This window comes from Pseudomonas sp. HS6 (assembly GCF_023375815.1).
Lineage (GTDB): Bacteria > Pseudomonadota > Gammaproteobacteria > Pseudomonadales > Pseudomonadaceae > Aquipseudomonas.
In genome coordinates, this window is the sequence record NZ_CP067412.1 from 484507 (window position 1) to 511206 (window position 26700).

25 protein-coding genes are annotated in these 26700 nt (G+C 59.9%); 11 read left to right on the top strand and 14 right to left on the bottom strand.

Annotated features, from left to right (window positions below; genetic code table 11):
- Window positions 1-131: 131 nt before the first annotated feature.
- The 4 genes from lepB to lptF all read right to left on the bottom strand — a co-directional run bounded on the left by lepB (window position 132) and on the right by lptF (window position 5139).
- The gene (lepB, locus tag JJN09_RS02365; protein WP_249485340.1) at window positions 132-986 is read right to left on the bottom strand and encodes a signal peptidase I; all 855 of its coding nucleotides are present in this window, start codon (window positions 984-986) and stop codon (window positions 132-134) included.
- Between the two features lie 5 nt (window positions 987-991).
- Window positions 992-2791 (bottom strand): translation elongation factor 4, encoded by a 1800-nt coding sequence (gene lepA / locus JJN09_RS02370; RefSeq protein WP_249485344.1) that lies wholly within the window; start codon window positions 2789-2791, stop codon window positions 992-994.
- Window positions 2792-2963: 172 nt separating this feature from the next.
- Window positions 2964-4025: an LPS export ABC transporter permease LptG gene (lptG, locus tag JJN09_RS02375; RefSeq protein WP_249485346.1), complete on the bottom strand. Its 1062-nt coding sequence runs from the start codon at window positions 4023-4025 to the stop codon at window positions 2964-2966.
- Window positions 4018-5139, bottom strand: coding sequence for an LPS export ABC transporter permease LptF (lptF, locus tag JJN09_RS02380; RefSeq protein ID WP_096819209.1), 1122 nt, complete (start codon window positions 5137-5139; stop codon window positions 4018-4020). The genes lptG and lptF overlap by 8 nt, the downstream gene beginning before the upstream one ends.
- Before the next feature lie 308 nt (window positions 5140-5447).
- On the opposite strand from lptF, the gene JJN09_RS02385 reads away from it, so the two are divergent.
- The 5 genes from JJN09_RS02385 to rlmF all read left to right on the top strand — a co-directional run bounded on the left by JJN09_RS02385 (window position 5448) and on the right by rlmF (window position 11966).
- Complete coding sequence (locus JJN09_RS02385) at window positions 5448-6938, top strand: leucyl aminopeptidase (RefSeq protein ID WP_249485348.1); 1491 nt, start codon at window positions 5448-5450, stop codon at window positions 6936-6938.
- A gap of 60 nt (window positions 6939-6998) precedes the next feature.
- Window positions 6999-7427 (top strand): DNA polymerase III subunit chi, encoded by a 429-nt coding sequence (locus JJN09_RS02390; RefSeq protein ID WP_249485350.1) that lies wholly within the window; start codon window positions 6999-7001, stop codon window positions 7425-7427.
- Between the two features lie 8 nt (window positions 7428-7435).
- Complete coding sequence (locus JJN09_RS02395; protein ID WP_249485352.1) at window positions 7436-7831, top strand: DNA polymerase III subunit chi; 396 nt, start codon at window positions 7436-7438, stop codon at window positions 7829-7831.
- 134 nt (window positions 7832-7965) lie between these two features.
- Entirely contained in the window at window positions 7966-10812 is a 2847-nt protein-coding gene (locus JJN09_RS02400) for a valine--tRNA ligase (RefSeq protein WP_249485355.1), read from the top strand.
- Window positions 10813-10943: 131 nt separating this feature from the next.
- Window positions 10944-11966, top strand: coding sequence for a 23S rRNA (adenine(1618)-N(6))-methyltransferase RlmF (rlmF, locus tag JJN09_RS02405; protein WP_249485356.1), 1023 nt, complete (start codon window positions 10944-10946; stop codon window positions 11964-11966).
- A 122-nt stretch (window positions 11967-12088) separates the two neighbouring features.
- On the opposite strand, the gene JJN09_RS02410 is transcribed toward rlmF, so the two are convergent.
- Window positions 12089-12370, bottom strand: coding sequence for an HU family DNA-binding protein (locus JJN09_RS02410; RefSeq protein ID WP_003221909.1), 282 nt, complete (start codon window positions 12368-12370; stop codon window positions 12089-12091).
- Between the two features lie 396 nt (window positions 12371-12766).
- Between JJN09_RS02410 and yejK the strand changes: the two genes are divergently transcribed.
- Together yejK and JJN09_RS02420 are read left to right on the top strand one after the other, a co-directional pair.
- Window positions 12767-13771, top strand: a complete 1005-nt coding sequence (gene yejK / locus JJN09_RS02415) for a nucleoid-associated protein YejK (RefSeq protein WP_007957356.1) — start codon at window positions 12767-12769, stop codon at window positions 13769-13771.
- On the top strand, window positions 13771-14121 hold the full coding sequence (locus tag JJN09_RS02420) for a glutaredoxin family protein (protein ID WP_249485358.1): 351 nt from the start codon (window positions 13771-13773) through the stop codon (window positions 14119-14121). Before yejK ends, JJN09_RS02420 begins: the two co-directional genes overlap by 1 nt.
- Window positions 14122-14152: 31 nt before the next feature.
- Here JJN09_RS02420 and JJN09_RS02425 read toward each other — a convergent pair whose 3' ends face one another.
- From JJN09_RS02425 to JJN09_RS02445, 5 genes are all read right to left on the bottom strand, one after another.
- Window positions 14153-15088 carry a glutathione S-transferase family protein gene (locus JJN09_RS02425; RefSeq protein WP_249485361.1) on the bottom strand — a complete coding sequence of 312 codons (936 nt, stop codon included), beginning with the start codon at window positions 15086-15088 and terminating at the stop codon, window positions 14153-14155.
- Between the two features lie 742 nt (window positions 15089-15830).
- Entirely contained in the window at window positions 15831-16133 is a 303-nt protein-coding gene (locus JJN09_RS02430; RefSeq protein WP_064593561.1) for a GIY-YIG nuclease family protein, read from the bottom strand.
- A gap of 39 nt (window positions 16134-16172) precedes the next feature.
- Entirely contained in the window at window positions 16173-16646 is a 474-nt protein-coding gene (locus JJN09_RS02435) for a nuclear transport factor 2 family protein (protein WP_249485362.1), read from the bottom strand.
- 100 nt (window positions 16647-16746) lie between these two features.
- Window positions 16747-18051 (bottom strand): CynX/NimT family MFS transporter, encoded by a 1305-nt coding sequence (locus tag JJN09_RS02440; protein WP_249485369.1) that lies wholly within the window; start codon window positions 18049-18051, stop codon window positions 16747-16749.
- Window positions 18041-18700 carry a FadR/GntR family transcriptional regulator gene (locus tag JJN09_RS02445; RefSeq protein WP_096819192.1) on the bottom strand — a complete coding sequence of 220 codons (660 nt, stop codon included), beginning with the start codon at window positions 18698-18700 and terminating at the stop codon, window positions 18041-18043. The genes JJN09_RS02440 and JJN09_RS02445 overlap by 11 nt, the downstream gene beginning before the upstream one ends.
- Before the next feature lie 166 nt (window positions 18701-18866).
- On the opposite strand from JJN09_RS02445, the gene JJN09_RS02450 reads away from it, so the two are divergent.
- Both JJN09_RS02450 and JJN09_RS02455 read left to right on the top strand, forming a co-directional pair.
- Window positions 18867-19175, top strand: coding sequence for a type II toxin-antitoxin system MqsR family toxin (locus tag JJN09_RS02450; RefSeq protein WP_248738242.1), 309 nt, complete (start codon window positions 18867-18869; stop codon window positions 19173-19175).
- Window positions 19172-19660: a type II toxin-antitoxin system MqsA family antitoxin gene (locus tag JJN09_RS02455; RefSeq protein WP_249485371.1), complete on the top strand. Its 489-nt coding sequence runs from the start codon at window positions 19172-19174 to the stop codon at window positions 19658-19660. The genes JJN09_RS02450 and JJN09_RS02455 overlap by 4 nt, the downstream gene beginning before the upstream one ends.
- Window positions 19661-19712: 52 nt before the next feature.
- Here JJN09_RS02455 and JJN09_RS02460 read toward each other — a convergent pair whose 3' ends face one another.
- The 4 genes from JJN09_RS02460 to JJN09_RS02475 form a co-directional block, all read right to left on the bottom strand.
- Window positions 19713-20477 (bottom strand): amino acid ABC transporter ATP-binding protein, encoded by a 765-nt coding sequence (locus JJN09_RS02460; protein WP_008080191.1) that lies wholly within the window; start codon window positions 20475-20477, stop codon window positions 19713-19715.
- Window positions 20478-20488: 11 nt separating this feature from the next.
- On the bottom strand, window positions 20489-21586 hold the full coding sequence (locus tag JJN09_RS02465; RefSeq protein ID WP_249485373.1) for an amino acid ABC transporter permease: 1098 nt from the start codon (window positions 21584-21586) through the stop codon (window positions 20489-20491).
- A gap of 10 nt (window positions 21587-21596) precedes the next feature.
- Window positions 21597-22778 (bottom strand): amino acid ABC transporter permease, encoded by a 1182-nt coding sequence (locus JJN09_RS02470; protein ID WP_249485375.1) that lies wholly within the window; start codon window positions 22776-22778, stop codon window positions 21597-21599.
- A gap of 65 nt (window positions 22779-22843) precedes the next feature.
- Window positions 22844-23875 carry an amino acid ABC transporter substrate-binding protein gene (locus JJN09_RS02475; RefSeq protein ID WP_249485377.1) on the bottom strand — a complete coding sequence of 344 codons (1032 nt, stop codon included), beginning with the start codon at window positions 23873-23875 and terminating at the stop codon, window positions 22844-22846.
- A gap of 467 nt (window positions 23876-24342) precedes the next feature.
- On the opposite strand from JJN09_RS02475, the gene JJN09_RS02480 reads away from it, so the two are divergent.
- Both JJN09_RS02480 and rhlB read left to right on the top strand, forming a co-directional pair.
- On the top strand, window positions 24343-24999 hold the full coding sequence (locus JJN09_RS02480; protein ID WP_249485379.1) for an alpha/beta hydrolase: 657 nt from the start codon (window positions 24343-24345) through the stop codon (window positions 24997-24999).
- A gap of 110 nt (window positions 25000-25109) precedes the next feature.
- The gene (rhlB, locus tag JJN09_RS02485) at window positions 25110-26588 is read left to right on the top strand and encodes an ATP-dependent RNA helicase RhlB (protein WP_249485382.1); all 1479 of its coding nucleotides are present in this window, start codon (window positions 25110-25112) and stop codon (window positions 26586-26588) included.
- The last annotated feature ends 112 nt before the right edge of the window (window positions 26589-26700 follow it).

Consider the following 26700-nt stretch of genomic DNA (forward strand, 5'->3'; position numbering starts at 1 on the left):
CGGCGCAGGCCTGGGACAATTAACGCTGTGTTCAAAAATGACGTCCTGAATATCGTGGCTTCATGCCCCGGAGCCGGTTGTGCCGACGCCAGAAATGCATTCGGCGCTGTGGTCAACAGCGCCGTGTGTGATTACTTGATCAGGCCGACCCGCGAGAAATTCGGCAGGTGGCTAAGTTTGGGTTCGGGCCAGCTCATCCAGACCGCGAAGGCCTTGCCGACGATGTTCTGGTCGGGAACCATGCCCAGCAGATCCTTGGGAATGTTCGGATCATCCCAGTAGCGACTGTCGTTCGAATTGTCGCGGTTGTCGCCCATCATGAAATAGTGCCCGGCCGGCACGGTCCAGGTATGGTCCGGCGTGGCGCGGTAGCGGCTCATTTCCTTGCGGATCAGGTGCTCGGCGGCGCCGAGTTTTTCCTTGTAGAGCTCCGCGCTGCCGAGGGTGCCCGGCTCGGAACCGACCAGTTGTTCGGCAATCGACTCGCCATTGACGAACAGACGTTTGTCTGCAGTGTAACGCACCGTATCGCCCGGCAGGCCAACCACACGCTTGATGTAGTTGACGTTCGGGTCGCTCGGGTAGCGGAACACCATCACATCGCCGCGCTGCGGGTCACCGACTTCGATGACTTTCTTGTCGATCACCGGCAGGCGGATCCCGTAAGAAAACTTGTTCACCAGAATGAAGTCGCCGACGTCCAGGGTCGGTTTCATCGAACCGGACGGAATCTGGAACGGTTCCACCAGGAACGAACGCAGTACCAGCACGATGAACAGCACCGGGAAGAACGACTTGCCGTATTCGACCAGCAGCGGTTCCTTGTTCAGCTTCTCGACCACCACCACGTCAGGCTGGCTGACGCTGCCCTGATAGGAGGCGATGGCAGAGCGCCGACGCGGTGCCAGGATCAACAGATCGAGCAACGCCAACAGGCCGCAGACGAACACGGCGATAACCAGCAACAGCGGGAAATTTAGTGACATAGGACCTAACTATCCAACCTGAGCACGGCAAGGAAGGCTTCTTGTGGAATTTCCACGTTGCCGACCTGTTTCATGCGTTTCTTACCGGCCTTTTGCTTCTCGAGCAGTTTCTTCTTACGGCTGACGTCACCGCCGTAGCATTTGGCCAATACGTTCTTTCTGAGCGCCTTGACGGTTGTCCGGGCGACGATCTGACCGCCAATGGCAGCCTGGATAGCCACGTCGAACATCTGACGAGGAATCAGTTCTTTCATCTTCTCGGTCAACTGGCGACCTTTGAAGTGCGAATTGTCACGGTGCACGATCAACGCCAGAGCGTCGACCTTGTCGCCGTTGATCAGCACGTCCAGTTTCACCAGATTAGCCGATTGGTAACGATCGAAATGGTAGTCCAGCGAAGCATAGCCGCGGCTGGTGGATTTCAGACGATCGAAGAAGTCCAGGACCACTTCGTTCATCGGCAGGTCGTAGGTCACCTGCACCTGGTTGCCGAGGAACAGCATGTCAACCTGAACACCGCGTTTCTCGATACACAGGGTGATGACGTTGCCCAGGTGCTCTTGCGGTACCAGGATGTTGGCACGCACGATCGGCTCGCGCATATCCTCGACAGAGGAAATGTCCGGCAGCTTCGACGGGTTATCGACGTAAATCGTTTCACCGGTTTTCAGCACCAGTTCGAAGATTACGGTCGGTGCCGTGGTGATCAGGTCCAGGTCGTATTCGCGCTCCAGGCGCTCCTGGATGATTTCCATGTGCAGCATGCCGAGGAAGCCGCAACGGAAGCCGAAGCCCAGTGCATCGGAGCTTTCCGGGGTGTATTGCAACGACGAGTCGTTCAGGGTCAGTTTCTGCAGCGCTTCGCGGAAATCCTCGAAGTCGTCGGAGCTGACCGGGAACAGACCGGCGTAAACCTGTGGCTGGATGCGTTTGAAGCCTGGCAGCACTTCAACGTCCGGGGTGGAGCTGAGGGTCAGGGTATCACCGACCGGCGCACCATGAATGTCCTTGATGCTGGCGATGATGAAGCCCACTTCGCCGGCCTTCAGGTCTGCGGTAGCGGTGTGTTTCGGGTTGAAAACACCGACGCTGTCGACCAGGTGGACCTTGCCGGTGGATTTCACCAGGATCTTGTCGCCCTTCTTCACGCGGCCGTGACGCACGCGCACCAGGGAGACAACGCCCAGGTAGTTGTCGAACCAGGAGTCGATGATCAACGCTTGCAACGGATCTTCGATGTTGCCGGTCGGCGCAGGAATGGTCGTAACCAGACGCTCGAGCACTTCGTCGACACCCAGGCCGGTCTTGGCGCTGCAGGTGACGGCGTCGGTAGCGTCGATGCCGATGATCTTCTCGATCTCGTCCTTGACGCGATCAGGATCAGCCTGCGGCAAGTCGATCTTGTTCAGGACCGGCATGACCTCAAGGCCTTGCTCGATGGCGGTGTAGCAGTTGGCCACGGACTGGGCTTCAACACCCTGACCCGCGTCGACAACCAGCAAGGCACCTTCACACGCGGCCAGGGAACGGCTGACTTCATAGGTGAAGTCGACGTGACCCGGGGTGTCAATGAAGTTCAACTGGTAGTTGATGCCATCTTTGGCTTTGTAATAGAGGGTAACGCTGTGGGCCTTGATGGTGATCCCGCGTTCACGCTCAAGATCCATGGAGTCCAGTACCTGGGCTTCCATTTCACGCTCGGCCAGGCCACCGCACATCTGGATGAAACGGTCAGCCAGCGTCGACTTGCCATGGTCAATGTGGGCGATGATGGAGAAATTGCGGATATGACTCAAATCACTCACGGATCAACACTCAAAAAGGCTGCAGGCTTGGCCCGCCGAAAAATAGCCGGGAATTGTACCTGATACACGGCGCAAGCGTCACGTTCGCCTGTCACCCGGATTGCATGCAAAAACGCCCCGATCTTGCGACCGGGGCGTTTTCAAGGTTTAACCAAGGGTGAAACCTTGTTCATCAACCGGCTCGACGCAGCAGCCAGACACCTGCCAGCGCGCAGACAGCGGCCGGCACCAGCACCGCGAACAGCGGCGAAAAACCGAACACCAGACTGGATGGGCCCAGCAGATCCTGGACGATGCGGAAGGTGAACCCCACCAGCACACCGGTGAACACGCGCTGACCGAGGGTCACCGAACGCAGCGGGCCGAAAATGAAGGAGATCGCCATCAGCACCAGCGCGGCGGTCACCAGCGGCTGCAACACCTTGACCCAAAAGGCCAGCCAGTAACGCCCGTTGCTCAGCCCTTGATCAGCCAGATAGTGGATGTAACCCCACAGGCCGGTAATCGACAGTGCTTCCGGTGCCATGACCACGGTGTTCAGCAGTTGCGGGCTGATGGACACATCCCAGTCCTCGGTCGGCGTGTTGACGACTTCGGTACTGCGCTCGTGGAACAGCGTGGTGGTGACATCGGTGAGCTTCCAGCCAGTACCATCGAACTCGGCGCGCTTGGCGAAGCTCGAGCTCAGCAGGTGGCGCTCCTTGTCGAAGTGATAGCGGGTCACGCCATACAACAGACCGTCGGGTTGTACGGCGTTGATATGGATGAACTCCTCGCCCTGACGGTGCCACATACCGTGCTTGGCGCTTTGCGCGTCGCCGCTGCCTTGAGCCAGCGAGCGATTGGCCTGAGCCATGCTCTCGGTGGCCGGGGCGACGTACTCGCCGATCAGCACGCCGGCCAGCATCAGCACCAGCATCGGCTTCATGACCGCCCAGACGATGCGCCCGATGGACACACCCGCCGCACGCATGACAGTCAGTTCGCTGCTGCTCGCCAGACTGCCCAGGCCGATCAGGCAACCGATCAGCGCCGCCATCGGCAACATGTCGTAGAGCCGGCGCGGTGCGGTCAGCACGACAAAGCTCAGTACGTCGACCAGCGTGTAGGTATCGCTGACATCGCCCATTTCGTCGATGAAGGCGAACAGCGTAGCCAGACCAAGGATGATCGCCAGCACCGCGATGATCGCCATGAACACGCTGCTGCCGATGTAGCGGTCGAGTTTAACCACGAGCCACCTCCAGCGCAGCGCTGCGACGGCTGGCCATTTTCAGGCGCAGCGGTTCCCAGTAAAGCAGGCCGATACCGATGACCAGGAAGATCCCGTGTACCCACCACAGACCCAGGCTCGCCGGGATCTTGCCTTTTTCGAGGGCGCCGCGAGCGGCAATCAGGATGGTCAGGTAAGCCATATAAAGAAGAATCGCCGGCAACAACTTGAGGAAGCGCCCCTGGCGCGGATTGACCCGCGACAGCGGCACCGCCATCAGGGTCACGATAAATACCAGCAGCGGCAGCGACAGGCGCCATTGCAGTTCGGTCTTGGCGCGGATGTCATCACTGGCCATCAGGGTCGACGTCGGCATGGCGTCACGGTCGGTGACTTCCTCGCTGACATCGGGCTTGGGCAGCAGAACACCGTAGGTTTCGTAGTGGATGGCGCGGTAATTGGCCAGTCCCGGGCTGCCGTCGTAGCGGTAGCCGTTGTGCAGGATCAGGTAACGGTTGCCGTCAGGACGGACTTCCTGACGCCCCTTCTCGGCCACCAGCACGGAAATCCCGCGGTCTGCCTGATTGGCACCGAGGTTTTTCTGCGAGATGAACACGCTGCCCAGGTTGACCCGGTCATCACTCAGGTTTTCGGTGTAAGTCACCCGGGTGCCGTCGCGCAACGCCTGGAAGCGGCCGGGCTCAAGGGTGTCGAATTCGGTCAGGGCGTCCTGCTTGTTCAGCAGCAGCTGGAACTGATTGGCGCCTTGCGGAGCCAGGCTCAGGCTGAGCCATGCCACCACCAGTGCCACCAGCGTGGCCGGGAACAGGGTCATGCGGAACAGGCGCTGCTGGCTCATGCCAGTGGCCGACAGCACGGTCATTTCGCTTTCGAGATACAACCGGCCATACGCCAGAAGGATCCCGAGGAACAGGCCCAGCGGCAGGATCAATTGCATGAAACCCGGCAGACGGTAGCCCATGATCAGGAACAGCGATCCCGGATCGAGCTGGCCCGCAGCGGCCTGGGCAAGGTATTTGATGAAGCGACCGCTCATGATGATGACCAGCAGCACGGCACTCACCGCACTCAGGGTCAACAGGACTTCGCGGGACAGATAACGGAAGACGATCAAACCAGACACTCCAGGGTTGTCAGGCTAAGGCGGCCAAACAAGCAAACGTATCGACAGGCCCGCAAGGCAGAGCCGTCGAAAAAAGATGCGGCATTATCCTGTGATTGAGGGCGCCTGTCACTGCGCACACTCACGCAAGCGTGCAATCGGTTGAAGATCGTTCCGACGAGGGTTGTCAGGCGCAGGGAGCGAGGTTCAAACTGCGGCCCTTGTCGCAGGCGCTGGCCTGCGCCTTTTCTATCTATAAGCAGGCGACTGCGGACACCGTCGAACGCCTGCGTGTTGACCATTCATTCAGGGATCCGGACATGGAACTGGTTGTAAAAAGCGTTAGCCCAGAAACGTTGAAAACCGCCACCCTGGTGGTTGCCGTCGGCGAAGGCCGCAAACTCGGCGTTGCCGCCAAGCTGGTCGACGAACTGAGCGGCGGCGCCATCAGCGCTGTCCTCAAGCGTGGCGATCTGGCCGGCAAGGTCGGTCAGAGCCTGTTGCTGCATAGCCTGCCGAACCTGAAAGCCGAGCGCGTGCTGCTGGTCGGCGTGGGCAAGGATGAAGAACTGGGCGACCGCCCGTTCCGCAAGATCGTTGCCGGCATCCTCAACACCCTCAAGGGCCTGGGCGGCAGCGATGCCGTGCTGGCGCTGGATGAAATCATCGTCAAGGGCCGTGACAGCTACGGCAAGACCCGCCTGCTGGCCGAGACCCTGGTCGACGGTGAATACACCTTCGATCAGTTCAAGAGCCAGAAAGCCGAACCGCGCGCGCTGAAGAAAATCACCCTGCTGACCATCAAGGCCGCTCAGGCTGAAGTGCAACGCGCCGTGAACCACGCCACCGCGATCGCCAACGGCATGGCGTTCACCCGCAACCTGGGCAACTTGCCGCCGAATATCTGCCACCCTACTTTCCTGGGTGAGCAGGCCAAAGACCTGGGCAAAGAGTTCAAGGATCTGAAAGTCGAAGTCCTCGACGAGAAGAAGATCAAATCCCTGGGCATGGGTTCTTTCTACGCCGTCGGCCAGGGCAGCGCCCAGCCACCGCGCCTGATCGTCATGCAATACAACGGTGGCAAGAAATCCGAGAAGCCGTACGCGCTGGTCGGTAAAGGCATCACTTTCGACACCGGCGGCATCAGCCTGAAACCGGGCGCCGGCATGGACGAGATGAAGTACGACATGGGCGGCGCCGCCAGCGTGTTCGGCACCCTGCGTGCCGTGCTGGAACTGAAGCTGCCGATCAACCTGGTGTGCATCCTGGCCTGCGCCGAGAACATGCCGAGCGGCAACGCTTCGCGTCCGGGCGACATCGTCACCACCATGAGCGGCCAGACTGTGGAAATCCTCAACACCGACGCCGAAGGCCGTCTGGTGCTGTGCGACGCCCTGACCTACTCCGAGCGCTTCAAGCCGCAGGCAGTGATCGACATCGCCACCCTGACCGGCGCCTGCGTGGTCGCCTTGGGTGCGCACACCTCCGGCCTGCTGGGCAATAACGACGAACTGATCGGCCAACTGCTGAGCGCCGGCAAGGCTGCCGACGACCGCGCCTGGCAACTGCCGCTGTTCGACGAGTACCAGGAGCAACTGGACAGCCCGTTCGCCGACATCGCCAACATTGGCGGGCCGAAGGCCGGCACCATCACGGCTGCGTGCTTCCTGTCGCGCTTCACCAAGAACCTGAACTGGGCGCACCTGGACATCGCGGGCACCGCCTGGACCAGCGGTGGCAAGGACAAGGGCGCCACCGGCCGTCCGGTTCCACTGCTGACCCAGTACCTGCTGGATCGCGCCAAAGCCTGAAACCGATGACTGCGAGCGGCGCCTCTTTCGAGGGGCGCTGCTTGCAGCTCAGGAACCGCAATGACCAAAGTCGACTTTTATATCCTGCCCAGTGCCGATCCCTCGGCGCGTCTGGATTTTGCCTGCAAGCTCACCGAAAAAGCCTGGCGCATGGGCCACCGCATCTATCTGCATTGCAGCGATGCCGCCCAGCGTGATGATCTCGATGCGCGACTGTGGGCGTTCAAGGGCGAAACCTTCGTGCCTCATGGCCCGGCCGAGAGTGAACCGGAAGGTTTGATTGTGCTTGGATGGGGCGATGACTGCGGCCAGCATCAAGACTTGCTCGTCAATCTCGACCTGAAGGTCCCGGCCTTCGCCAATCAATTCGCCCGAGTGGCGGAAGTGGTGGTGGAAGATCCGGCGATCCGTGCGGCTGCGCGGGAGAGTTTCCGTTTCTACCGGGAACAGGGCTATCCTCTGCAAGACCACCGTTTACAGCGACTCTGAGTACGCCGATGGACACTCCAAAACCGCTGCAAAAACCCGCGCACCTGCTGGATGACCTCGAGTCGATCCGCCAGTTGCTGGGCGATGACAACCTGCAACCGCCGCTGCTGACCGACACAGTCGATGATGGCGAACAGGAACAGATTCCGATGTTGTTCGACTCGGTCGCCACTGAGCCACCCGCCGTCGAACCGCCACCCGCCCCCGTCGCGAAGCCCACCACCGCGCCCGTTGCGCCTGTGGATAAAGGCCCCGACGCGCTGTTGCACCTGGACAGCGAACTGCGCGCCGCTGCGCAACTGATCATGCAAGACGTGATCGACGACTTCGCTCCGCACATCGAAACCGAAATCAAACGGCGCCTCGAGGCACGGATGGAACGGCTTCTCAGCCAGTACGAATAATCGACGGTGGGAGCCGTCGCACGGTTGCTCCCACTTTTAGATCCCCACCCAGCCCGCCCCGCTCGCCCTGCGCCCCATGCCCCGCTATACTTCCCGGCTTTTCCTGAATAAATGCCAATAGGGTCCCGCCGCGCATGGATAAGACCTACCAGCCGCACGCCATTGAAACTTCCTGGTACAACACCTGGGAGTCCGAGAACTACTTCGCCCCGCAAGGCGCGGGCGACTCCTACACCATCATGATCCCGCCGCCGAACGTCACCGGCAGCCTGCACATGGGTCACGGTTTCAACAACGCGATCATGGACGCCCTGATCCGTTTCCGCCGCATGCAGGGTCGCAACACCCTGTGGCAGCCGGGCACCGACCACGCCGGTATCGCCACGCAGATGCTGGTGGAGCGTCAACTCGAAGCACAGGGCCAGAATCGCCACGATCTGGGCCGCGAAAAATTCCTCGAGAAAGTCTGGGAATGGAAGGATCAGTCCGGCGGCAACATCAGCCGTCAGATCCGCCGCCTCGGCTCGTCCGTGGACTGGAGCCGCGAGCGCTTCACCATGGACGACGGCCTCTCGGAAGCCGTTAAAGAAGCGTTCGTGCGCCTGCACGAAGACGGTCTGATCTATCGCGGCAAGCGTCTGGTCAACTGGGACACCAAGCTGCACACGGCGATTTCCGACCTCGAAGTGGAAAATCACGACGAGAAAGGTTTCCTGTGGAACCTGAAATACCCGCTGGCCGACGGCGCGAAAACCGCTGAAGGCAACGATTTCCTGATCGTCGCGACCACCCGTCCGGAAACCATGCTCGGCGATTCCGCCGTCGCGGTGAACCCGAACGACGAGCGCTACAAAGCCCTGATCGGCAAATTTGTCGAGCTGCCGCTGGTCGGCCGCCGCATCCCGATCATCGCCGACGATTACTGCGACCCTGAATTCGGCACCGGCTGCGTGAAAATCACCCCGGCCCACGATTTCAACGACTATGAAGTCGGCAAGCGCCACAACCTGCCGCTGCTGAACATCTTCGACAAGAACGCCAACGTGCTGCCTGCGGCTCAGGTGTTCAACCTCGACGGCACGCTGAACGACAGCATCGACGGCAAGATTCCGGCCGAGTACGCCGGTCTCGAGCGTTTCGAGGCGCGCAAGCAGATCGTGGCTGCGTTCGACGCCGCCGGCCTGCTGGTCAGCGTCGACGATCACAACCTGAAAGTGCCGAAAGGCGACCGCTCCGGCACGATCATCGAGCCGTGGCTGACCGACCAGTGGTACGTGTCCACCAAGCCTCTGGCCGAGCCTGCGATTGCTGCCGTTGAAGACGGCCGTATCCAGTTCGTGCCGAAGCAGTACGAAAACATGTACTTCTCGTGGATGCGCGACATCCAGGACTGGTGCATCAGCCGTCAGCTGTGGTGGGGCCACCGGATTCCGGCCTGGTATGACGAGTCGGGCAAAGTCTACGTCGGTCGCGACGAAGCCGAAGTGCGCGCCAAGCACAACCTTGGCCCGGACGTTGCGCTGCAACAGGACAACGACGTTCTCGACACCTGGTTCAGTTCGGGCCTGTGGACCTTCTCCACCCTGGGCTGGCCGGAAAAGACCGAGTTCCTGAAGAAATTCCACTCCACCGATGTACTGGTGACGGGTTTCGACATCATTTTCTTCTGGGTTGCCCGGATGATCATGCTGACGATGCACCTGATCAAGAACGAGGACGGCACGCCGCAGGTTCCGTTCAAGACCGTTTACGTGCACGGTCTGGTGCGTGATGGCCAGGGCCAGAAGATGTCCAAGTCCAAAGGCAACGTCCTGGACCCGCTGGACATCATCGACGGCATTGAGCTCGAAACCCTGGTGCAGAAACGCACTTCCGGTCTGATGCAGCCGAAACTGGCGAAGAAGATCGAGAAGCAGACCCGCGACGAGTTCGCCGACGGCATCGCCAGCTACGGCACCGACGCCCTGCGCTTCACCTTCTGCTCGCTGGCGTCCACCGGTCGCGACATCAAGTTCGACATGGGCCGCGTCGAAGGCTATCGCAACTTCTGCAACAAGATCTGGAACGCCGCGCGTTATGTTCTGGACAAGGGCGAAGACTGCGGCCAGAACGGCGAAGCCTACGAGCTGTCGCTGGCGGATCGCTGGATCATCTCGCAGCTGCAACGCACCGAAGCCGAAGTGACCCGTCAACTGGATCAGTTCCGTTTCGACCTGGCGGCACAAGCGCTGTACGAGTTCATCTGGAACCAGTACTGCGACTGGTACCTGGAATTGTCCAAGCCTGTGCTGTGGGACGAAAACGCTCCGGTCGAGCGTCAGCGCGGCACCCGTCGCACGCTGGTGCGCGTACTGGAAGTGGCACTGCGCCTGGCGCATCCGTTCATGCCGTTCATCACTGAAGAAATCTGGCAGCGCATCGCGCCGCTGGCCGGCATTCAGGGCAAGACGATCATGCTGCAAGCCTGGCCGGTGGCCAACGAAGAGCGCATCGATCCGGCGGCCGAAGACGACATCGAATGGCTCAAGGGCCTGATGCTCGGTACGCGTAACATCCGTGGCGAAATGAACATCGGCCCGGGTAAGCCGCTGCCGATCTACCTGAAAAACGTCACCGCTGAAGACCAGCGCCGCTTGACCGAGAACGAAGCGCTGCTGAAGAAGCTTGCGCGTCTGGAATCGATCACCGTGCTGGCAGCCGGCGAAGAAGCGCCGCTGTCCGCCACTGCTCTGGTTGGCGAGATGGAAGTGCTGGTTCCGATGGCCGGTCTGATCGACAAAAACGCTGAACTGGCGCGTCTGGACAAGGAAATCCTGCGTCTGCAGGGCGAAGTCCAGCGAGTTGGCGGCAAGCTGTCCAACGCTGGTTTCGTTGACAAGGCCCCGGCCGAAGTCATCGAGAAGGAGCGCGCCAAACTGGCCGAAGCCGAACAGGCTCTGGGCAAGCTGGCCGAGCAGCACGCGCGGATTGCCAGCCTGTAACGGCAAATCGCACTGAAAAAGGGAGGCCATGCGGCCTCCCTTTTTTGTGCCCGGTACTTTTCCGGCCTACAACACCGTCCCCTGTGGGACAATAGCCGCCACTTTCAGCCATACCCGAATCGACCACGCCCATGAACGCCCCCCGAACACCTCGCCCCGCGCGCAAGAAGCCTGACTCCGCCACCCCGGCCAAGCCCGTGGAGCCGCGCAAAGAGGCCAGCCTGCACCCGCGCAATCGCCATCAGGGTCGTTACGACTTCCCGGCGCTGATCAAGACTACGCCGGAGCTGGCGAAGTTCGTGATCACCAACCCGTACGGCAAGGAAAGCATCGACTTCGCCAGCCCCGATGCGGTGCGTGTGTTCAACCGGGCGTTGCTCAAGTCGTTCTACGGCATCCAGCATTGGGACATTCCGGCCGATTATCTGTGCCCGCCGGTGCCGGGCCGTGCCGACTACATCCACTTCCTGGCTGACCTGCTGGCCAGCAACAACGACGGCGTGGTTCCGCGCGGCGCCATCGTCAACGTGCTGGATATCGGCATGGGCGCCAACTGCGTGTATCCGCTGATCGGTAACAGCGAATACCGCTGGCACTTCCTGGGCTCGGAAATCGACCCGACGGCCGTGGCTGCCGCTACAGCCATCGTCCAGTCCAACGATCTGAACAAAGTCATCAAGCTGCGCCAGCAGGAGAACCGCAAGCACATCCTGATCGGCCTGCTGGAGCCCGGCGAGCGCTTTGACCTGACCATGTGCAACCCGCCGTTCCACGCCTCGATGGACGAAGCGACCAAAGGAAGCGAGCGCAAATGGCGAGCCCTGGGCAAGGCCGACCCGAAACGCAAACTGCCGGTGCTGAACTTCGGCGGTCAGTCGGCCGAATTGTGGTGTGAAGGTGGCGAAGCGCGTTTCGTGACGCAACTGATCGCCGAAAGTGCCAACTTCCAGCACAAGGTGCTGTGGTTCAGCACCCTGGTCTCGAAAGCCTCGAACCTGCCCGCCATCGAAACGGCGCTGAAAAAGGCCGGCGTGCTGGAAAGCCAGGTGGTGGAAATGTCCCAAGGCCAGAAGCAAAGCCGCTTTGTCGCCTGGACCTTCCAGACCAAGTCCGAGCAGCAGATCTGGCGCCGTGAGCGCTGGGTGCGCAAATAATACGCTTCCACTGCGGCGGCGCTTGATCGCAGGCAGCCGCCACTACTGCTGAAACACAATCGGCAGGCACAAAAAAACCGTGCCCGGATCACTCCGGCGCACGGTTTTTTTATCGCTGCGTCTTACTTGTTTACAGCGTCGGTCAGGCCTTTGGCCACAACCAGCTTGATCACTTTCTTGGCAGGGATTTCGATGGCAGCGCCAGTCGATGGGTTACGGCCAGTGCGGGCAGGACGCTCGGTCACTTTCAGCTTGCCGATACCTGGCAAGGTGATTTCGCCGCCGTTTTCCAGCTGATCAGCAACGATTTGGCCCAGTTGGTCCAGAGCGTTACGCGCGGTGGTTTTCGGCGCGTCGATAGCTTCAGCGATGTCGGCGATCAGTTGGTCTTTAGTAAGAGCCATGTAGTGTTCCTTCCCTATCAAATTCATATGGATTGCAGAGTGCAGTGTCAGCCATCGAGCCCGATCTTCTGGATCTGGCACCCTCGGCGATAACCACGACGAGTCGGGGTTATAGATGCCGAAATCAGGGTTTGGTTCGACCTGACAAATGCTGAATGCACGCTTAACGCAGTGACTACGCGTAAGACCGGGCAAAACTAGCACAGAGACAAGGAAATATCCGCCTCTAGCTAGCCAAATGGTCAGGTTTATTGCGCTAAATCGGTAAATAAATGCATAAGCGCCACGCCATGACCCCGAATTGCCCTTCAGCCCGCGCCAAAACCAGTGGTTGCGGTACACTGGGCGCTTTTTCGGGGGAGCCCGCCCTCCTCCCTTCCACTTGCCGAGAAGCCCATGCCGATCCGTCATTGCATCGTCCACCTGATCGACAAAAAACCCGATGGCACCCCCGCCGTTCTGCACGCCCGTGACTCTGAACTGGCTGAATCCGCCGCCATCGAGAACATGCTCGCCGACCTCAACGAGAGCTATAACGCCAAACAGGGCAAAGCCTGGGGGTTGTTCCATCCGGAGTCCGGCGCGTTCCCGTTCAGCGGCTGGCTGAAGGAATACATGGAAGGCGGCAAGGACTTCACCGCGTTCAGCAAAGTCGCGGTCGAGCATCTGCAAAAACTGATGGAAGAGTCGAACCTTTCCGTCGGCGGCCACGTGCTCTTCGCCCATTACCAACAGGGCATGACCGATTACCTGGCCATCGCCCTGCTGCACCACAGCGAAGGCGTGGCGGTGACCGATCAACTGGACGTGACCCCATCGCGCCATCTCGACCTCGGGCAACTGCACCTGGCGGCGCGGATCAACGTTTCCGAGTGGCAGAACAACAAGCAGTCCAAGCAGTACATCTCGTTCATCAAGGGCAAGAACGGCAAGAAAGTCTCGGAATACTTCCGCGACTTCATCGGCTGCCAGGAAGGCGTCGACGGCCCGGGCGAGACCCGCACGTTGCTCAAGGCCTTCAGCGACTTCGTCGAGAGCGAAGACCTGCCGGAAGACTCCGCCCGTGAGAAGACCAAAACCCTGGTCGACTACGCCAGCAGCCAGGCCAAGCTCGGCGAGCCGATGGGCCTGGAAGAACTCTCGGAGCTGATCGACGAAGAACGCCCGAAGGCCTTCTACGATCACATCCGCAACAAGGACTATGGTTTGTCGCCGGAGATCCCGGCGGATAAGCGTACGCTCAACCAGTTCCGTCGTTTCACCGGCCGCGCCGAAGGCCTGTCGATCAGCTTCGAGGCGCATCTGCTGGGCTCGAAGATCGAATACGACGAAGAGGCCGGCACGCTGGTCATCAAAGGCCTGCCAACTTCGCTCACCGATCAGCTGAAGCGCCGCAACTGATGCTCGGCAATGTGCTGAAAAAGGTCGCACTGGTTCTGCTGGTGGTCGTGGTCTATCAGAACTGGGGCAAGATCGAGCGGGTGTTCAACCCGTCGCAGATGGCGTCCGAGCAGGTCCGCGCCAACGCCAACGTCGTGCTGTACACCACGGACTGGTGCGGCTACTGCAAGCAGACCAAGCGTTTTCTTGATCAGAAAGGAATTCCATTCAAGGAATACGATATCGAGAAGGACGCCGAGGCGCGCAAGGCCTACGAAGCGCTGGGCGGGCGCGGGATCCCGCTGATCGACGTCAATGGCACGTTGATTCGCGGGTTTGATCCGGACGAGATTCTCGCCGCACTGAAATGAATGAGGGAGCCAATCGGCTCCCTCGTTTGTTTCAGCGTTTCTCGATTCGGAAACCGAAACGCGGGAAGTGCACATGCACCAGACCGCCGCGTTCGTCCTCACGGCGCAGGATCAGTTCTTCACGACCGGCAAACACCAGCTCCCCGGCGACCGGATCAACGCCGTAGTCAGTGGCCGCGATCACGACCTGCTGACCCGCTTCGAATCCGTTCAGATCGACAAACTGCTCATCAGGCAACGCCGCCGGCGTCGAACTGCGCGCGATCTCCAGTGCTTCCTCCGAACTCATCTCGCTGGCCGCACCGTGACCGAAACCCAGCACGCGCTGGAGCCACGCGGACACCGCCGGGTAGTCATCAACCAACGGTGCGGTGACGTGCGTAGCCTTGAGGAACCACAGCGGATGGGCCATGGCGAAGTCGGCAATCGACGGCTCACCGAACAGGAAGTCACCCTCTTCACGCTGCAACTGCTGCTCCAGGCGCGCCATGATGGTCGGCCAATTGTGCTTGGCCTGCTCGGCTGACAGCCTGGTCGCGCTGCCACCGCTGAAAAGTCCGGCACGATCGGCCAGAAATGCTTTGATCGCTTCCGGCGGCAACTTGCCGAAGCGTACCGCCACCGATTCCGGCTGGAACACCAGGCTCACCGCATGCTGGAACACCACCGAATCGGCCCAGGTGGCGAAACTGGCGGCGATCATTTCCTGACCTTCCGGGAAGAACGAAGGCTGGGCCTTTTCCTGTTCCAGACGGCGGGCGATCAACGAAGTGTCGCAATAGATATCGGCGCCGATCTGCAGCACCGGGGTCTTGCGATAACCACCGGTCAGGGCCGTCAGATCCGGTTTCGGCATCACCGGCGAGATGTGCACCGAGCGCCAGGACAAACCCTTGAACCCCAACAGCAGCCGGGCCTTTTCGGCGAATGGAGAGGTCGGGTAATGATGCAGAATCAACTCGGACATGCTCGGCTCCGCCGCAAGAAAGTGAATCAGCAGCTTAGCGCGCAAATCGTTCGCAGCCTACGGATCAGGCTGATGGGAACTGATCAGTCAGGTTGATAGGGCACTAAAAATGGCTTGAAAAAAAACCGCCTCAGCCGAGGCCTAGACGGTTTTCCCACATCAATGACCTTACATCAGGTCATCGAAGTGATCTCGCAGGAACTCGTAAAAGCGAAACGCTTTGAACGACCTCCATACGAGGCTCAGAGTACGTAGCAAAAGCTTCATACGTTTTGGCCTCCGGTTGAGGGCCAAACCTCCAGCGTGCTTACCGGACCACGTACGCCTTCGGAATACACGCCAGTATATTCAGTGAGGCGGCCGACCAAGATCCCTCCGCACAATCATTCCGGCACGGGAGCAACCCCGTGTCAGAGGGCGTGAAATCGTTTCGCCGATCGACCAGACCTCAGTAGCTGCACTGGCATGCGAGCAAACGGATAGTAATCAGGTTTTTGCAGCGCCGTTTAAACAAATGGATCCAGAACAGCTTTTTTCGGAATCAATGTTTCAAAGCTTGCTTGGTGGCGCAAAGGCGAATAGTCTTCAGCCACGCCAGTGTATTCAGTGAGATGCACCAAGCTCGGTCGCAAACCGATGCTTGCCGAAAAACCGCCCCGCAAAGGCGGTTTTTTTTCGCCCACAGTTTGTCTGAAGGCACCGCTTCAACGTGCAGCTGTTACTACCGTTCGCAAACACCTGATCAATCAGGCCGATAAGACGCCACCAGACACTCCTTCGCACTCTTCCTCAGCTTCTTGATCAACCGCTCCTGACGCAACGCATCACCCTTGTCGCGGCAGCGTTCGGTGTAGACCAGCGCCATCGCCGGGCTTGAGAGAAAGAACCGTGCACCCTTGCCGCTCTGATGCTTGGCGAAACGGCGCACGGGATCATCGCTGATCCCGCAGTACAGCGAACCGTTGGCGGCGCGCACGAGGTAGACGAACCAGGATTTGCTCACAGGAACGTCGGCATCGAGAGGATTTTCGCTGAGGCTGGTCACGGGACAATTCAGACGTAAAGAAAACAGGCCGCGATCTTATCAGCGACTTGCCTGAAAGGCCTTCAGCCCTTTCAGCGCCTGGGCGCGGACGGCGTTGCGCACCAGCGGCGTCCAGCCCAGCAGCAGGCCTTTGAAGCCCATTGCCTGACGCGACCAGCGCCACAGATCGAAGTGGTCGTGGTGTTCGCAGATCTTGCCGTCGCGGAAAACGAAGCGCGCCTGAATATCGTTGATGACGATATTGCCGGTCTGGCTGAAGAGGTAGGTCGCCACCCAGTGGGCGCCGCCGCTGCGCTCGTCGGCGCGGACGTTGTCGAAGGTCAGGGAGAAGTCCTTGGCCCGGGTAGTGAGCATGCGCCACATGTCACCGGCATCACGGCCGCGCAGTTCGCCGAAGGCCGGATCGCTGAACACCACGTCGTCGGTGTAGCAGGCGGCCATGGCCTCGGCGTCGAGGCGTTGGAAAGCCTGATAAAAACGGGTGATCAACGCGCTGTGGGCTTCTTCACTCATGGGCAATCTCCAGGAAAGGTACAGATTGCCAGCACGATAATCCGCAAACGTCCGAAACACTATCGGCATTCGCATTCCGAATACCGACAGTGTGTGCGTGTCAGACCTTTTCGCTTTCGACCTGCACGTAGAGCGCACGCCCGGCACCGAGTCCGGCGAGGATCGCACCGGCACCGACGATGCCGAAAATCCAGCCCACGGCGTTCCAGCCGCCGGTCCAGTCATGCACCACGCCGACCGCGAACGGCCCCATGGACGCAAGGGTGTAGCCGAAGCCCTGGGACATGCTCGACAGGTTGGCCGCGACATGGGAATCCCGTGAGCGCAGCACGATCAGGGTCAGCGCCAGGCTGAACGTACCGCCCTGCCCCAGACCCAGCAGAATCGCCCAGCCCCACAGCCCTTCGATCGGCGCATACAGGCAACCGAACAGTCCGCCGAGGGTCAGCGCCATCACTACCACGATCGCCAGTCGCTGATCCTTGCCACGCGTGGCCAGCCACGGTGCTGCCAGGGAACTGGCGAGCTGGATGATCACCGAGCCGGACAGCACCAGACCTGCCTGGGTCGGGGTCAGCCCGCGACCAATGAGGATCGACGGCAACCAGCCAAACACAATGTAGGCCAGCGACGATTGCAGGCCCATGTACAAGGTCACTTGCCAGGCCAGCGGATCACGCAGCAGCCCGCGCACTCGATACGCAACGTTGTGCGCACCGTGCTTCTGGCCGATTTGCGGCAGCCAGAACACCGCCGCGATCAGAGCGGGAATCACCCAGAAGCCGAGCCCCATGGCCCAGTTGTGGTCGAAGTGTTCGCTCAGCGGCACACTGGAACCCGCTGCCATCGCCGCCCCCAGACACAGGGCCATGGTGTAGACGCCGGTCATGGTGCCGGCATGTTTGGCGAAGTCGCGCTTGACGATGCCCGGCAGCAAGACGCCGATGATGCCGATACTTGCGCCACCCAGAACGCTGCCGGCGAACAGGCCGATTTCACCGAAGTTGCTGCGCAGGATGATGCCGCCGGCCAGTGTCAGAAGTATCCCCAGCACCACCCGCTCGGCACCGAAACGCCGTGCCAGCACCGGAGCCAACGGCGCGAACAGACCGAGGCACAGCACCGGCAACGTCGTCAGCAAACCCGCCTGAGCGGCGGACAAACCAAGGCTTTTCGAGACGTCATTGAGCAGCGGCGCCATGCTCGACAGCGCCGGACGCAGGTTCAACGCCACCAGAATCAGCCCCAGCAGCAACAGCCACGGGCGACGTACCAGCGGATGACTTTGCTGAACCTGCTCGTCGTCGGCCTCGGCGTCGATCAGCAACTCCTCCAGTTCGGCGGTGCGCTTCGGGGCGTTGACGGCTTCAGGGCGGGACATGGTTTTCTCGGTTTCAGGGTTCATTGATCAGTTGCCTCGACAGGGCTTTGGCCCGTTCCGGATCACGCTGTTCGACGGCTTCGAACAGGGCGATGTGCAAATCGAAGACTTCCTGTCGACGAGGGACGATGTTCAGGGTCTGGCGCAATTGCGCGCCGACGATGCTGGAGAAATAGCGATACAGCTCGCTGAGGGTCGGGTTGTGCGCGGCGTCCACCAGTCGACGGTGAAACACCAGGTCACAGGCGATGTAGCTGTCGAGATCACCGTGATAGTGGCTGCCGGCAACACCAAGCGCCTCACGCAGGCCCGCCAGATCCTCATCGGTGCGGCGCAACGCCGCCAGGCCTATGGCTTCGACTTCAAGGATGTGCCGGGTTTCCCGGGCCTGATCCAGTGAGCACTTGGACAGCGCCTTGAGCGTGTCCATCGGATCGACCACCGCCCGCAGGTAGCTGCCGTCGCCTTGGCGGATCTCGATCAACCCGGAGAACGCCAATACCCGCATGGCCTCGCGCACGGTGTTGCGGCTGATGCCCAGCTCGGCGCACAGCTCGGGCTCGGTCGGCAGGCGTTGACCGACCTGCCAGGTGCCGTCGGTGATGCGCTGCCGCAAGAGATCCAGGGCCTGATCGACCAAGGATCGCTTAATAAGTGGAGAAATGTCTGACATAGGATTCGCCCTTTCATCCAATCATGGGATGAATTTTCTGACATGTTAGTCAGCTCCGTGTAGGACGGCAACCACCTAGGTTGATTGGGAGGCAAATAAAGCGGGATTTTCGATTGGTCAAAATTACCCTTTAAGGGTAATTTCAGGGACAGGGTTTTGGTTTCTTATGGAAAAGAACACACCCCATTACGACTTGGCGGTGATCAAGGCTGAGGTCAGGCGACTTGGCAAAAAAGCCTTCACAAGGTCTTCGGCAAAATCCGGTGAGAAGCTCGGCTTTAGCTTCAGAGAGATGCAAGAGATCGTTTTCGAGTTACAGAACAGGATGTTGTACAAATCCATGACCACTTATGACGATCATCGAGTTTGGCAGGACGTTTATCACATCACTTCACAAGATCAGGAGATTTACATCAAGGTGACCTACCGCCCAGGCGGCCCACCGGTAATTTCCTTCAAGGAGAAAAACCCATGAAAACCCAGCAATGTGTCAGCTGCGGTGCACGTGAGGGAATGAGGCATTTCGAGGGTCGCGCCGAAACCTTGAGTGTCAAAGGCATGGAGCGCCGTGTAGATAATCTTTCTGGCTGGGAGTGCCAGAAGTGCGGTGAGGTCGAGTGGGACTTCGACACTGACAGCGCAGAACGTTTTGGGGAAGCAGGGGATGAACTGATATTCGCTGCCAGGCAAATGATCGGTGACGAGATGAGGCGTATCCGTCGAAAATTACACCTTACGCAAAAAGAGACTGTGCAATTATTGTCGGGTGGCGGACATAACGCTTTCTCTCGCTACGAGCGCGGTGAAATATTGCCTCCCAAAGCACTGATACTGCTGATGCGACTGTTGGATCGTTATCCGTACTTGCTGACCGATGCAAAGTCTCTCGGTGAAGGAGCAGACTTGAGAGGCTTCACGCACACCGTCCACAAAGAACACGAAACTCTCACCGTGTCCTGATCCCCAAAAAACCAACCCGGCACAAGGCCGGGTTGGTTTTACCCATCTGATATCAATGCAGAATCTGACTCAGGAACAACTTCGTCCGCTCATTCTGCGGATTGTCGAAGAAGTCGTTCGGTGCCGCCTGCTCGACGATTTCGCCTTTGTCCATGAAGATCACGCGGTTGGCCACGGTACGAGCGAAGCCCATTTCATGGGTTACGCAGAGCATGGTCATGCCGTCTTCGGCCAGGCCGATCATGGTGTCGAGAACCTCCTTCACCATCTCCGGGTCGAGCGCCGAGGTCGGTTCGTCGAACAGCATGATTTTCGGTTTCATGCACAGCGCGCGGGCAATCGCCACACGCTGTTGCTGACCGCCGGACAGTTGCCCCGGGAACTTGTGCGCCTGTTCCGGAATGCGTACGCGCTCCAGATAGTGCATCGCGATTTCTTCAGCCTTGCGCTTGGGCATCTTGCGCACCCACATCGGCGCCAGGGTGCAGTTCTGCAGAATGGTCAGGTGCGGGAACAGGTTGAAGTGCTGGAACACCATGCCGACTTCACGGCGGATCGCTTCGATTTGCTTGAGGTCGTTGGTCAGTTCGACGCCATCGACCACGATGCGGCCCTGCTGGTGCTCTTCCAGACGGTTCAGGCAGCGGATGGTGGTGGACTTGCCAGAGCCCGACGGGCCGCACAGCACGATACGCTCGCCCTGCTTGACGTTGAGGTTGATGTCTTTCAGCACGTGGAACTGGCCATACCACTTGTTCACGCCCTGCATCTGAATGATGCCTTCAGGGCCCACTGGCTTTTTGATTGCTTCGCTCATCGAAAAAACTCCTAACGCTTGTGGCCAGTGTCGAGCTTGCGTTCCAGATGCATGGAATAGCGCGACATACCAAAACAGAAAATCCAGAACACCAGGGCGGCGAACACGTAGCCTTCGGTGGCCATGCCCAGCCATTTCGGATCGGCAGCGGCTTGCTTGACGCTGTTGAGCAGGTCAAAGAGGCCGATGATGATCACAAGGCTGGTGTCCTTGAACAGCGCGATGAAGGTGTTGACGATGCCGGGAATCACCAGTTTCAGGGCTTGCGGCAGAATCACCAGGCCCATGGCGCGCCAGTAACCGAGGCCCATCGCGGCAGCGGCTTCGTACTGACCTTTGGGGATCGCTTGCAGACCGCCGCGCACCACTTCGGCGACGTAGGCCGACTGGAACAGGATCACGCCGATCAGTGCCCGCAGCAGCTTGTCGAAGTTCATGCCTTCAGGCAGGAACAGCGGCAGCATCACCGACGACATGAACAGCACGGTGATCAGCGGCACGCCGCGCCAGAACTCGATGAACGTCACGCAGACCACACGAATGGCCGGCATGTTCGAGCGTCGTCCCAGCGCCAGCATGATCCCCAGCGGCAACGCACCGGCGATACCGACGGTGGCGATCACCAGGGTCAGCATCAGGCCGCCCCACTGGCTGGTCGCCACGGTGTCGAGGCCGAAGACGCCGCCATGCAGCAGGCACCAGGCAACGATCGGATACACCACCAGGAAGCTCAGACCGTACATCGCTTTGCGCGGAACGCGTTTGATGAACAGCGGAGCTACGCCGATGACCGCCAGCCACACGGTCAGGTCCACGCGCCAGCGCAGATCCGCCGGGTAGTAGCCGTACATGAACTGGCCGAAACGCTGCTCGATGAACACCCAGCAGGCGCCCGCCTTGGTGCAGTCGTCGCGGGTGGTGCCGACCCAGTTGGCATCGAAGATCGCCCAGCTGAGCAGTGGCGGAATCACCAGATAGATCAAGTAGAACGCAAACAGGGTCAGCAGGGTGTTGAGCCAGCTGGAGAACATGTTCGCGCGGATCCACGCCATCGGGCCGAAGACCTTGGCCGGCGGTGGCATGTCGGGTTTGAAAGTATGAGTACTCATGCGCTATTCCTTACCGCTCGATCAGCGCAATGCGCTTGTTGTACCAGTTCATCAGCAGGGAAATGCTGATACTGATCGCCAGGTACACGCTCATGGTGATGGCAATGACTTCGATCGCCTGGCCGGTCTGGTTCAACACGGTGCCGGCGAACAGCGAAACCATTTCCGGGTAACCGATACCGGCCGCCAGCGAGGAGTTCTTCGCCAGGTTCAGGTATTGGCTGGTCAGCGGCGGAATGATCACGCGCAACGCTTGCGGGATGATCACCTTGCGCAGGGTCGGACCGTTGCGCAGGCCGAGCGAACGGGCCGCTTCGGTCTGGCCATGGCTGACCGACTTGATCCCCGAACGCACGATCTCGGCGATAAACGCCGCGGTATAAACGGTCAGGGCCAGGGTCAGGGCCAGCAGTTCCGGGATCAGCACCCAGCCGCCGACGAAGTTGAAGCCTTGCAGCTTCGGCATTTCCCAATGCAGCGGCGCCCCGAAGATCAGCGCACACAGCGTCGGGATGACCAGCAGGATTCCCAGACCGACCCAGAACTTGTGGAACGGCTCGCCGGTTTCTTCAAAACGCTTGTTGGCCCAGCGGTTCATCAGCACGATGCCGACGATGGCCACCACGACACTGATCGCGAACGCCCAGAAGCCGTCGGCCATCTGCGCGGCCGGCATGTTCAGGCCACGGCTGCTGACGAAGAAAGTGTCGCCAAAGTTGTGGCTGTTACGCGGCCCCGGCATGGTCAGGAACACCGCGAAATACCAGAACAGGATTTGCAGCAGCGGCGGAATGTTGCGGAAAACTTCCACATACACGGTCGCCAGTTTGCTGATGATCCAGTTCGGCGACAGGCGCGCCACACCGATGATGAAACCCAGCAAAGTTGCCAGGATCACGCCGATGAAGGTCACCAGCAAGGTGTTGAGCAGACCGATCACGAACACGCGGGCATAGCTGTCCGCTTCGGTGTAGGAAATCAGGTGTTGAGCGATACCGAACCCGGCACTGCGCTCCAGAAAGCTGAACCCGGACGTGATGCCCCGGTGCTGAAGGTTGGTCTGGGTGTTGTCGAACAGATACCAGCCCATGGCGACCACCGCCACAACGGTGATGATCTGGAATAGCCACGCACGCACACGTGGATCGCTGAGGCTGAACCTCTGCTTTGGTGCGCCGATTGAATTTTGCATGAAGTGCCCCGCAAGAAATGGAACAGAACATCACCCGGCGGTTGGCCCGCCGGGTGATAGAACCATTAGCGCACTGGTGGTGCGTACTGAATGCCGCCGTTGTTCCACAGCGCGTTCAGGCCACGGTCGATTTCCAGCGGAGTGCTCTTGCCGAGGTTTTTCTCGAAGATTTCGCCGTAGTTACCCACCTGGTAAACGATTTTCACAACCCAGTCCTTCGGCAGTTTCAGATCCTTGCCGTACTCGCCGTCGCCACCCAGCAGACGGGCGACGTCCGGGTTCTTGGTGGACTTGGCTTCTTCGAGTACGTTTTTCGACGTGACGCCGGCTTCTTCAGCGTTGAGCAGCGCGTAGCCGACCCAGCGCACGATGGCCAGCCACTCGTCGTCGCCGTTACGCACGACCGGGCCCAGAGGTTCCTTGGAAATGGTTTCCGGCAGAACCACGTAGTCCTTCGGCGAGGCCAGCTTGCTGCGCTGGGCGAACAGTTGGGACTTGTCGGAGGTCAGCACGTCGCAACGACCGGATTCCAGCGACTTGGCGCTTTCATCGGAGGTGTCGAAAGTGATCGGGGTGTACTTCAGGCCGTTGGCGCGGAAGTAGTCGGACACGTTCAGCTCGGTGGTGGTACCGGCTTGAATGCAGATGGTCGCGCCGTCGAGTTCCTTGGCACTTTTCACGCCCAGCTTGTTGTTGGCCAGGAAGCCCACGCCGTCGTAGTAAGTGATGAAGCCAGGGAATTTCAGGCCCATGCCCGCGTCACGGGAACTGGTCATGGTGGTGTTGCGCGACAGGATGTCGATCTCGCCGGACTGCAGAGCAGTGAAGCGCTCCTTGGCGTTCAACTGACTGAACTTGACCTTGGTCGCATCGCCGAACACAGCAGCGGCCACGGCACGGCAGACGTCGGCGTCGATGCCGAGGATCTTGCCGGTCGAATCCGGTACGGAGAAACCTGGCAGACCGTCGCTGACGCCACACTGCACGAAACCTTTCTTCTGTACCGCATCCAGGGTTGCACCCGCCTGAGCGAACCCGCTGACGCCGAGGACTGCAGCAGCAGTCACGACCGCCAGAGTGGATTTCAACATCTTCATTCAAACCTCCAGTTTTGCTCTTGTTGTGTCGGAGCTTGAGTCCAGTCGCACCCTTTTGAGGCGTTGTTGACCCGTGTTGGCTTTTTATGGGGTCAACCGACGTAAGACCTTAGCTATGAGTCTAGTAGGAGAAAATCCACATCATGGACAACTCACTTCTCACCAGTCGGCCGAACGGGCTGTAGCCCTTTCACGTTCGCGGAGCCCATTGCGGCCATTGGCGAACATCCATCACCGGATTCTTTGCTATCCCGTCGCCGAGCGTTCACTGATAGTGTTACCGCCAGGCGCGAGATCGATTGCACGACTACCTCATAGCAAAGCCCGTACCACACAGCTCGCTGAAGCGATTGAGCGACAGGTCAATAGCAAAACTTGTAGCCTTGCGACATCTTCTTAACGGATCAACCGGGCGCGCCCCCCCATCACGCACTTAATGAGAGCGCCCGCACATTTTTGGAGCAGCCATGACCGAGCCCTTGATTCTTCAGCCTGTTAAGGCAGCCGACGCCTGCGTGATCTGGCTGCACGGCCTCGGCGCCGACCGCTATGACTTTCTGCCGGTGGCCGAGGCCTTGCAGGAAAGCCTGCTGAGCACGCGCTTCGTTTTGCCCCAGGCACCGACCCGCCCGGTGACCATAAATGGCGGTTATGCCATGCCGAGCTGGTACGACATCAAGGCCATGAGCCCGGCCCGGGCCATCGACCGCGATGAGCTGGAGGTGTCCGCCGATCACGTCATCGAATTGATCGAACAACAGCGCGCCAGCGGAATAGACGCTTCGCGGATTTTTCTCGCCGGCTTTTCCCAGGGCGGCGCGGTGGTCTATCACACCGCGTTTTTGAAATGGCAGGGGCCATTGGGCGGCGTGCTGGCGTTGTCGACCTACGCGCCGACCTTCAGCGACGAACTGGAGCTGTCCGCCAGCCAGCAACGGATTCCAGTGCTGGCACTCCACGGCCAGTTCGACAACGTGGTGCAGAACTCGATGGGCCGCACGGCGTATGAGTATCTGAAGGCCCATGGTGTCACCGTGACATGGCAGGAATACCCAATGGAGCACGAAGTGTTACCCGAGGAAATTCGCGACATCGGCGTGTGGCTGAGCGAACGTCTGCGCTGATCGTTCGGGGCTCGATTTTCCTGTGGTCGGGCCCCTTTGATCATCCCACTACGCCGCGCCCGTTTCTTGCATTACACTGGCCGGCGTACATTCCTTAACCAATTGATGAGATGACCGTGCTCAAAGCACTCAAGAAGATGTTCGGTAAAAGCGAGGCTGAGCAGCTCGCGCCAGCTCCCAGTGCGCCGTCGCACGCCCCCGGCCATCGCAGCGATGCCAAACCGGCCGACCGCCAGGCTCCTGCAGCCGCACCGAAACACGAACCGGCACCCGCTCCTGTAGCAGCTCCTGATTCAGAATCCACCCGCAGCGAAGCGCCTAAACCGGCCCGACCACGCCGCGAACCGAAGCCCAAGGCGCCGGTCATTCCCTGGAAACTCGAAGACTTCGTCGTCGAGCCACAGGAAGGCAAGACCCGTTTCCACGATTTCAAACTCGCCCCGGAACTGATGCACGCCATCCAGGACCTGGGTTTCCCGTATTGCACGCCGATCCAGGCGCAGGTGCTGGGCTTCACCCTCGCCGGCAAAGACGCCATCGGTCGCGCCCAGACCGGTACCGGCAAGACCGCCGCGTTCCTGATCTCGATCATCACCCAGCTGTTGCAGACCCCGCCGCCGAAAGAGCGTTACATGGGCGAGCCACGGGCACTGATCATCGCGCCGACCCGTGAGCTGGTGGTGCAGATCGCCAAGGACGCCGCCGACCTGACCAAGTACACCGGCCTCAACGTCATGACGTTCGTCGGCGGAATGGACTTCGACAAGCAGCTCAAGCACCTCGAAGCCCGCCACTGCGACATCCTCGTCGCCACCCCGGGCCGTCTGCTCGACTTCAACCAGCGCGGTGACGTGCACCTGGACATGGTCGAAGTGATGGTGCTGGACGAAGCCGACCGCATGCTCGACATGGGCTTCATCCCGCAAGTGCGGCAGATCATTCGACAGACCCCACCGAAAAGCGAACGCCAGACCCTGCTGTTCTCCGCGACTTTCACCGAAGACGTGATGAACCTCGCCAAGCAGTGGACCACCGACCCTGCCATCGTCGAAATCGAAGTCACCAACGTGGCCAACGAGAACGTCGAACAGCACATCTACGCGGTGGCCGGTGCCGACAAATACAAACTGCTCTTCAACCTGGTCAACGACAACGGCTGGGAGCGGGTCATCGTGTTCGCTAACCGCAAGGATGAAGTGCGGCGCATCGAAGAACGCCTGGTACGTGACGGTATCAACGCCGCGCAACTGTCCGGCGACGTGCCGCAGCACAAGCGGATCAAGACGCTGGAAGGTTTCCGCGAAGGCAAGATCCGCGTGCTGGTCGCCACCGACGTGGCCGGTCGCGGCATCCACATCGACGGCATCAGCCACGTGATCAACTTCACCCTGCCGGAAGTCCCGGACGACTACGTGCACCGCATCGGCCGTACCGGTCGTGCTGGCGCCGATGGCGTGTCGATCAGCTTCGCCGGTGAGGACGACTCCTACCAGTTGCCGTCCATCGAAGAAAAACTGGGTCGCAAGATCAGCTGTGAAACGCCGCCGACGCATCTATTGCGGGCGGTTGAGCGCAAGCGCCCACAGTAAGCGACGCCATAAAGAGAAGCGCAGCCGGCAACGGACTGCGCTTTTTTTTCGCCCGGATATTGTTCAATAAAACTAAAAGTCCATAATGGACAAATTAGTTTACACACAACTT

Excerpts from the sequence above, each read along its gene's own strand:
- JJN09_RS02480 (WP_249485379.1), top strand. The coding sequence starts at position 24,343 with ATGACCGAGCCCTTGATTCTTCAGCCTGTTAAGGCAGCCGACGCCTGC.
- JJN09_RS02475 (WP_249485377.1), bottom strand. The coding sequence starts at position 23,875 with ATGAAGATGTTGAAATCCACTCTGGCGGTCGTGACTGCTGCTGCAGTC.
- JJN09_RS02445 (WP_096819192.1), bottom strand. The coding sequence starts at position 18,700 with ATGTCAGACATTTCTCCACTTATTAAGCGATCCTTGGTCGATCAGGCC.
- JJN09_RS02400 (WP_249485355.1), top strand. The coding sequence starts at position 7,966 with ATGGATAAGACCTACCAGCCGCACGCCATTGAAACTTCCTGGTACAAC.
- JJN09_RS02465 (WP_249485373.1), bottom strand. The coding sequence starts at position 21,586 with ATGAGTACTCATACTTTCAAACCCGACATGCCACCGCCGGCCAAGGTC.
- JJN09_RS02410 (WP_003221909.1), bottom strand. The coding sequence starts at position 12,370 with ATGGCTCTTACTAAAGACCAACTGATCGCCGACATCGCTGAAGCTATC.
- lepB (WP_249485340.1), bottom strand. The coding sequence starts at position 986 with ATGTCACTAAATTTCCCGCTGTTGCTGGTTATCGCCGTGTTCGTCTGC.
- JJN09_RS02435 (WP_249485362.1), bottom strand. The coding sequence starts at position 16,646 with ATGAGTGAAGAAGCCCACAGCGCGTTGATCACCCGTTTTTATCAGGCT.
- JJN09_RS02455 (WP_249485371.1), top strand. The coding sequence starts at position 19,172 with ATGAAAACCCAGCAATGTGTCAGCTGCGGTGCACGTGAGGGAATGAGG.
- JJN09_RS02385 (WP_249485348.1), top strand. The coding sequence starts at position 5,448 with ATGGAACTGGTTGTAAAAAGCGTTAGCCCAGAAACGTTGAAAACCGCC.
- JJN09_RS02440 (WP_249485369.1), bottom strand. The coding sequence starts at position 18,051 with ATGAACCCTGAAACCGAGAAAACCATGTCCCGCCCTGAAGCCGTCAAC.
- JJN09_RS02420 (WP_249485358.1), top strand. The coding sequence starts at position 13,771 with ATGCTCGGCAATGTGCTGAAAAAGGTCGCACTGGTTCTGCTGGTGGTC.
- rlmF (WP_249485356.1), top strand. The coding sequence starts at position 10,944 with ATGAACGCCCCCCGAACACCTCGCCCCGCGCGCAAGAAGCCTGACTCC.
- rhlB (WP_249485382.1), top strand. The coding sequence starts at position 25,110 with ATGACCGTGCTCAAAGCACTCAAGAAGATGTTCGGTAAAAGCGAGGCT.
- JJN09_RS02390 (WP_249485350.1), top strand. The coding sequence starts at position 6,999 with ATGACCAAAGTCGACTTTTATATCCTGCCCAGTGCCGATCCCTCGGCG.
- JJN09_RS02470 (WP_249485375.1), bottom strand. The coding sequence starts at position 22,778 with ATGCAAAATTCAATCGGCGCACCAAAGCAGAGGTTCAGCCTCAGCGAT.
- JJN09_RS02425 (WP_249485361.1), bottom strand. The coding sequence starts at position 15,088 with ATGTCCGAGTTGATTCTGCATCATTACCCGACCTCTCCATTCGCCGAA.
- yejK (WP_007957356.1), top strand. The coding sequence starts at position 12,767 with ATGCCGATCCGTCATTGCATCGTCCACCTGATCGACAAAAAACCCGAT.
- JJN09_RS02395 (WP_249485352.1), top strand. The coding sequence starts at position 7,436 with ATGGACACTCCAAAACCGCTGCAAAAACCCGCGCACCTGCTGGATGAC.
- JJN09_RS02450 (WP_248738242.1), top strand. The coding sequence starts at position 18,867 with ATGGAAAAGAACACACCCCATTACGACTTGGCGGTGATCAAGGCTGAG.
- JJN09_RS02460 (WP_008080191.1), bottom strand. The coding sequence starts at position 20,477 with ATGAGCGAAGCAATCAAAAAGCCAGTGGGCCCTGAAGGCATCATTCAG.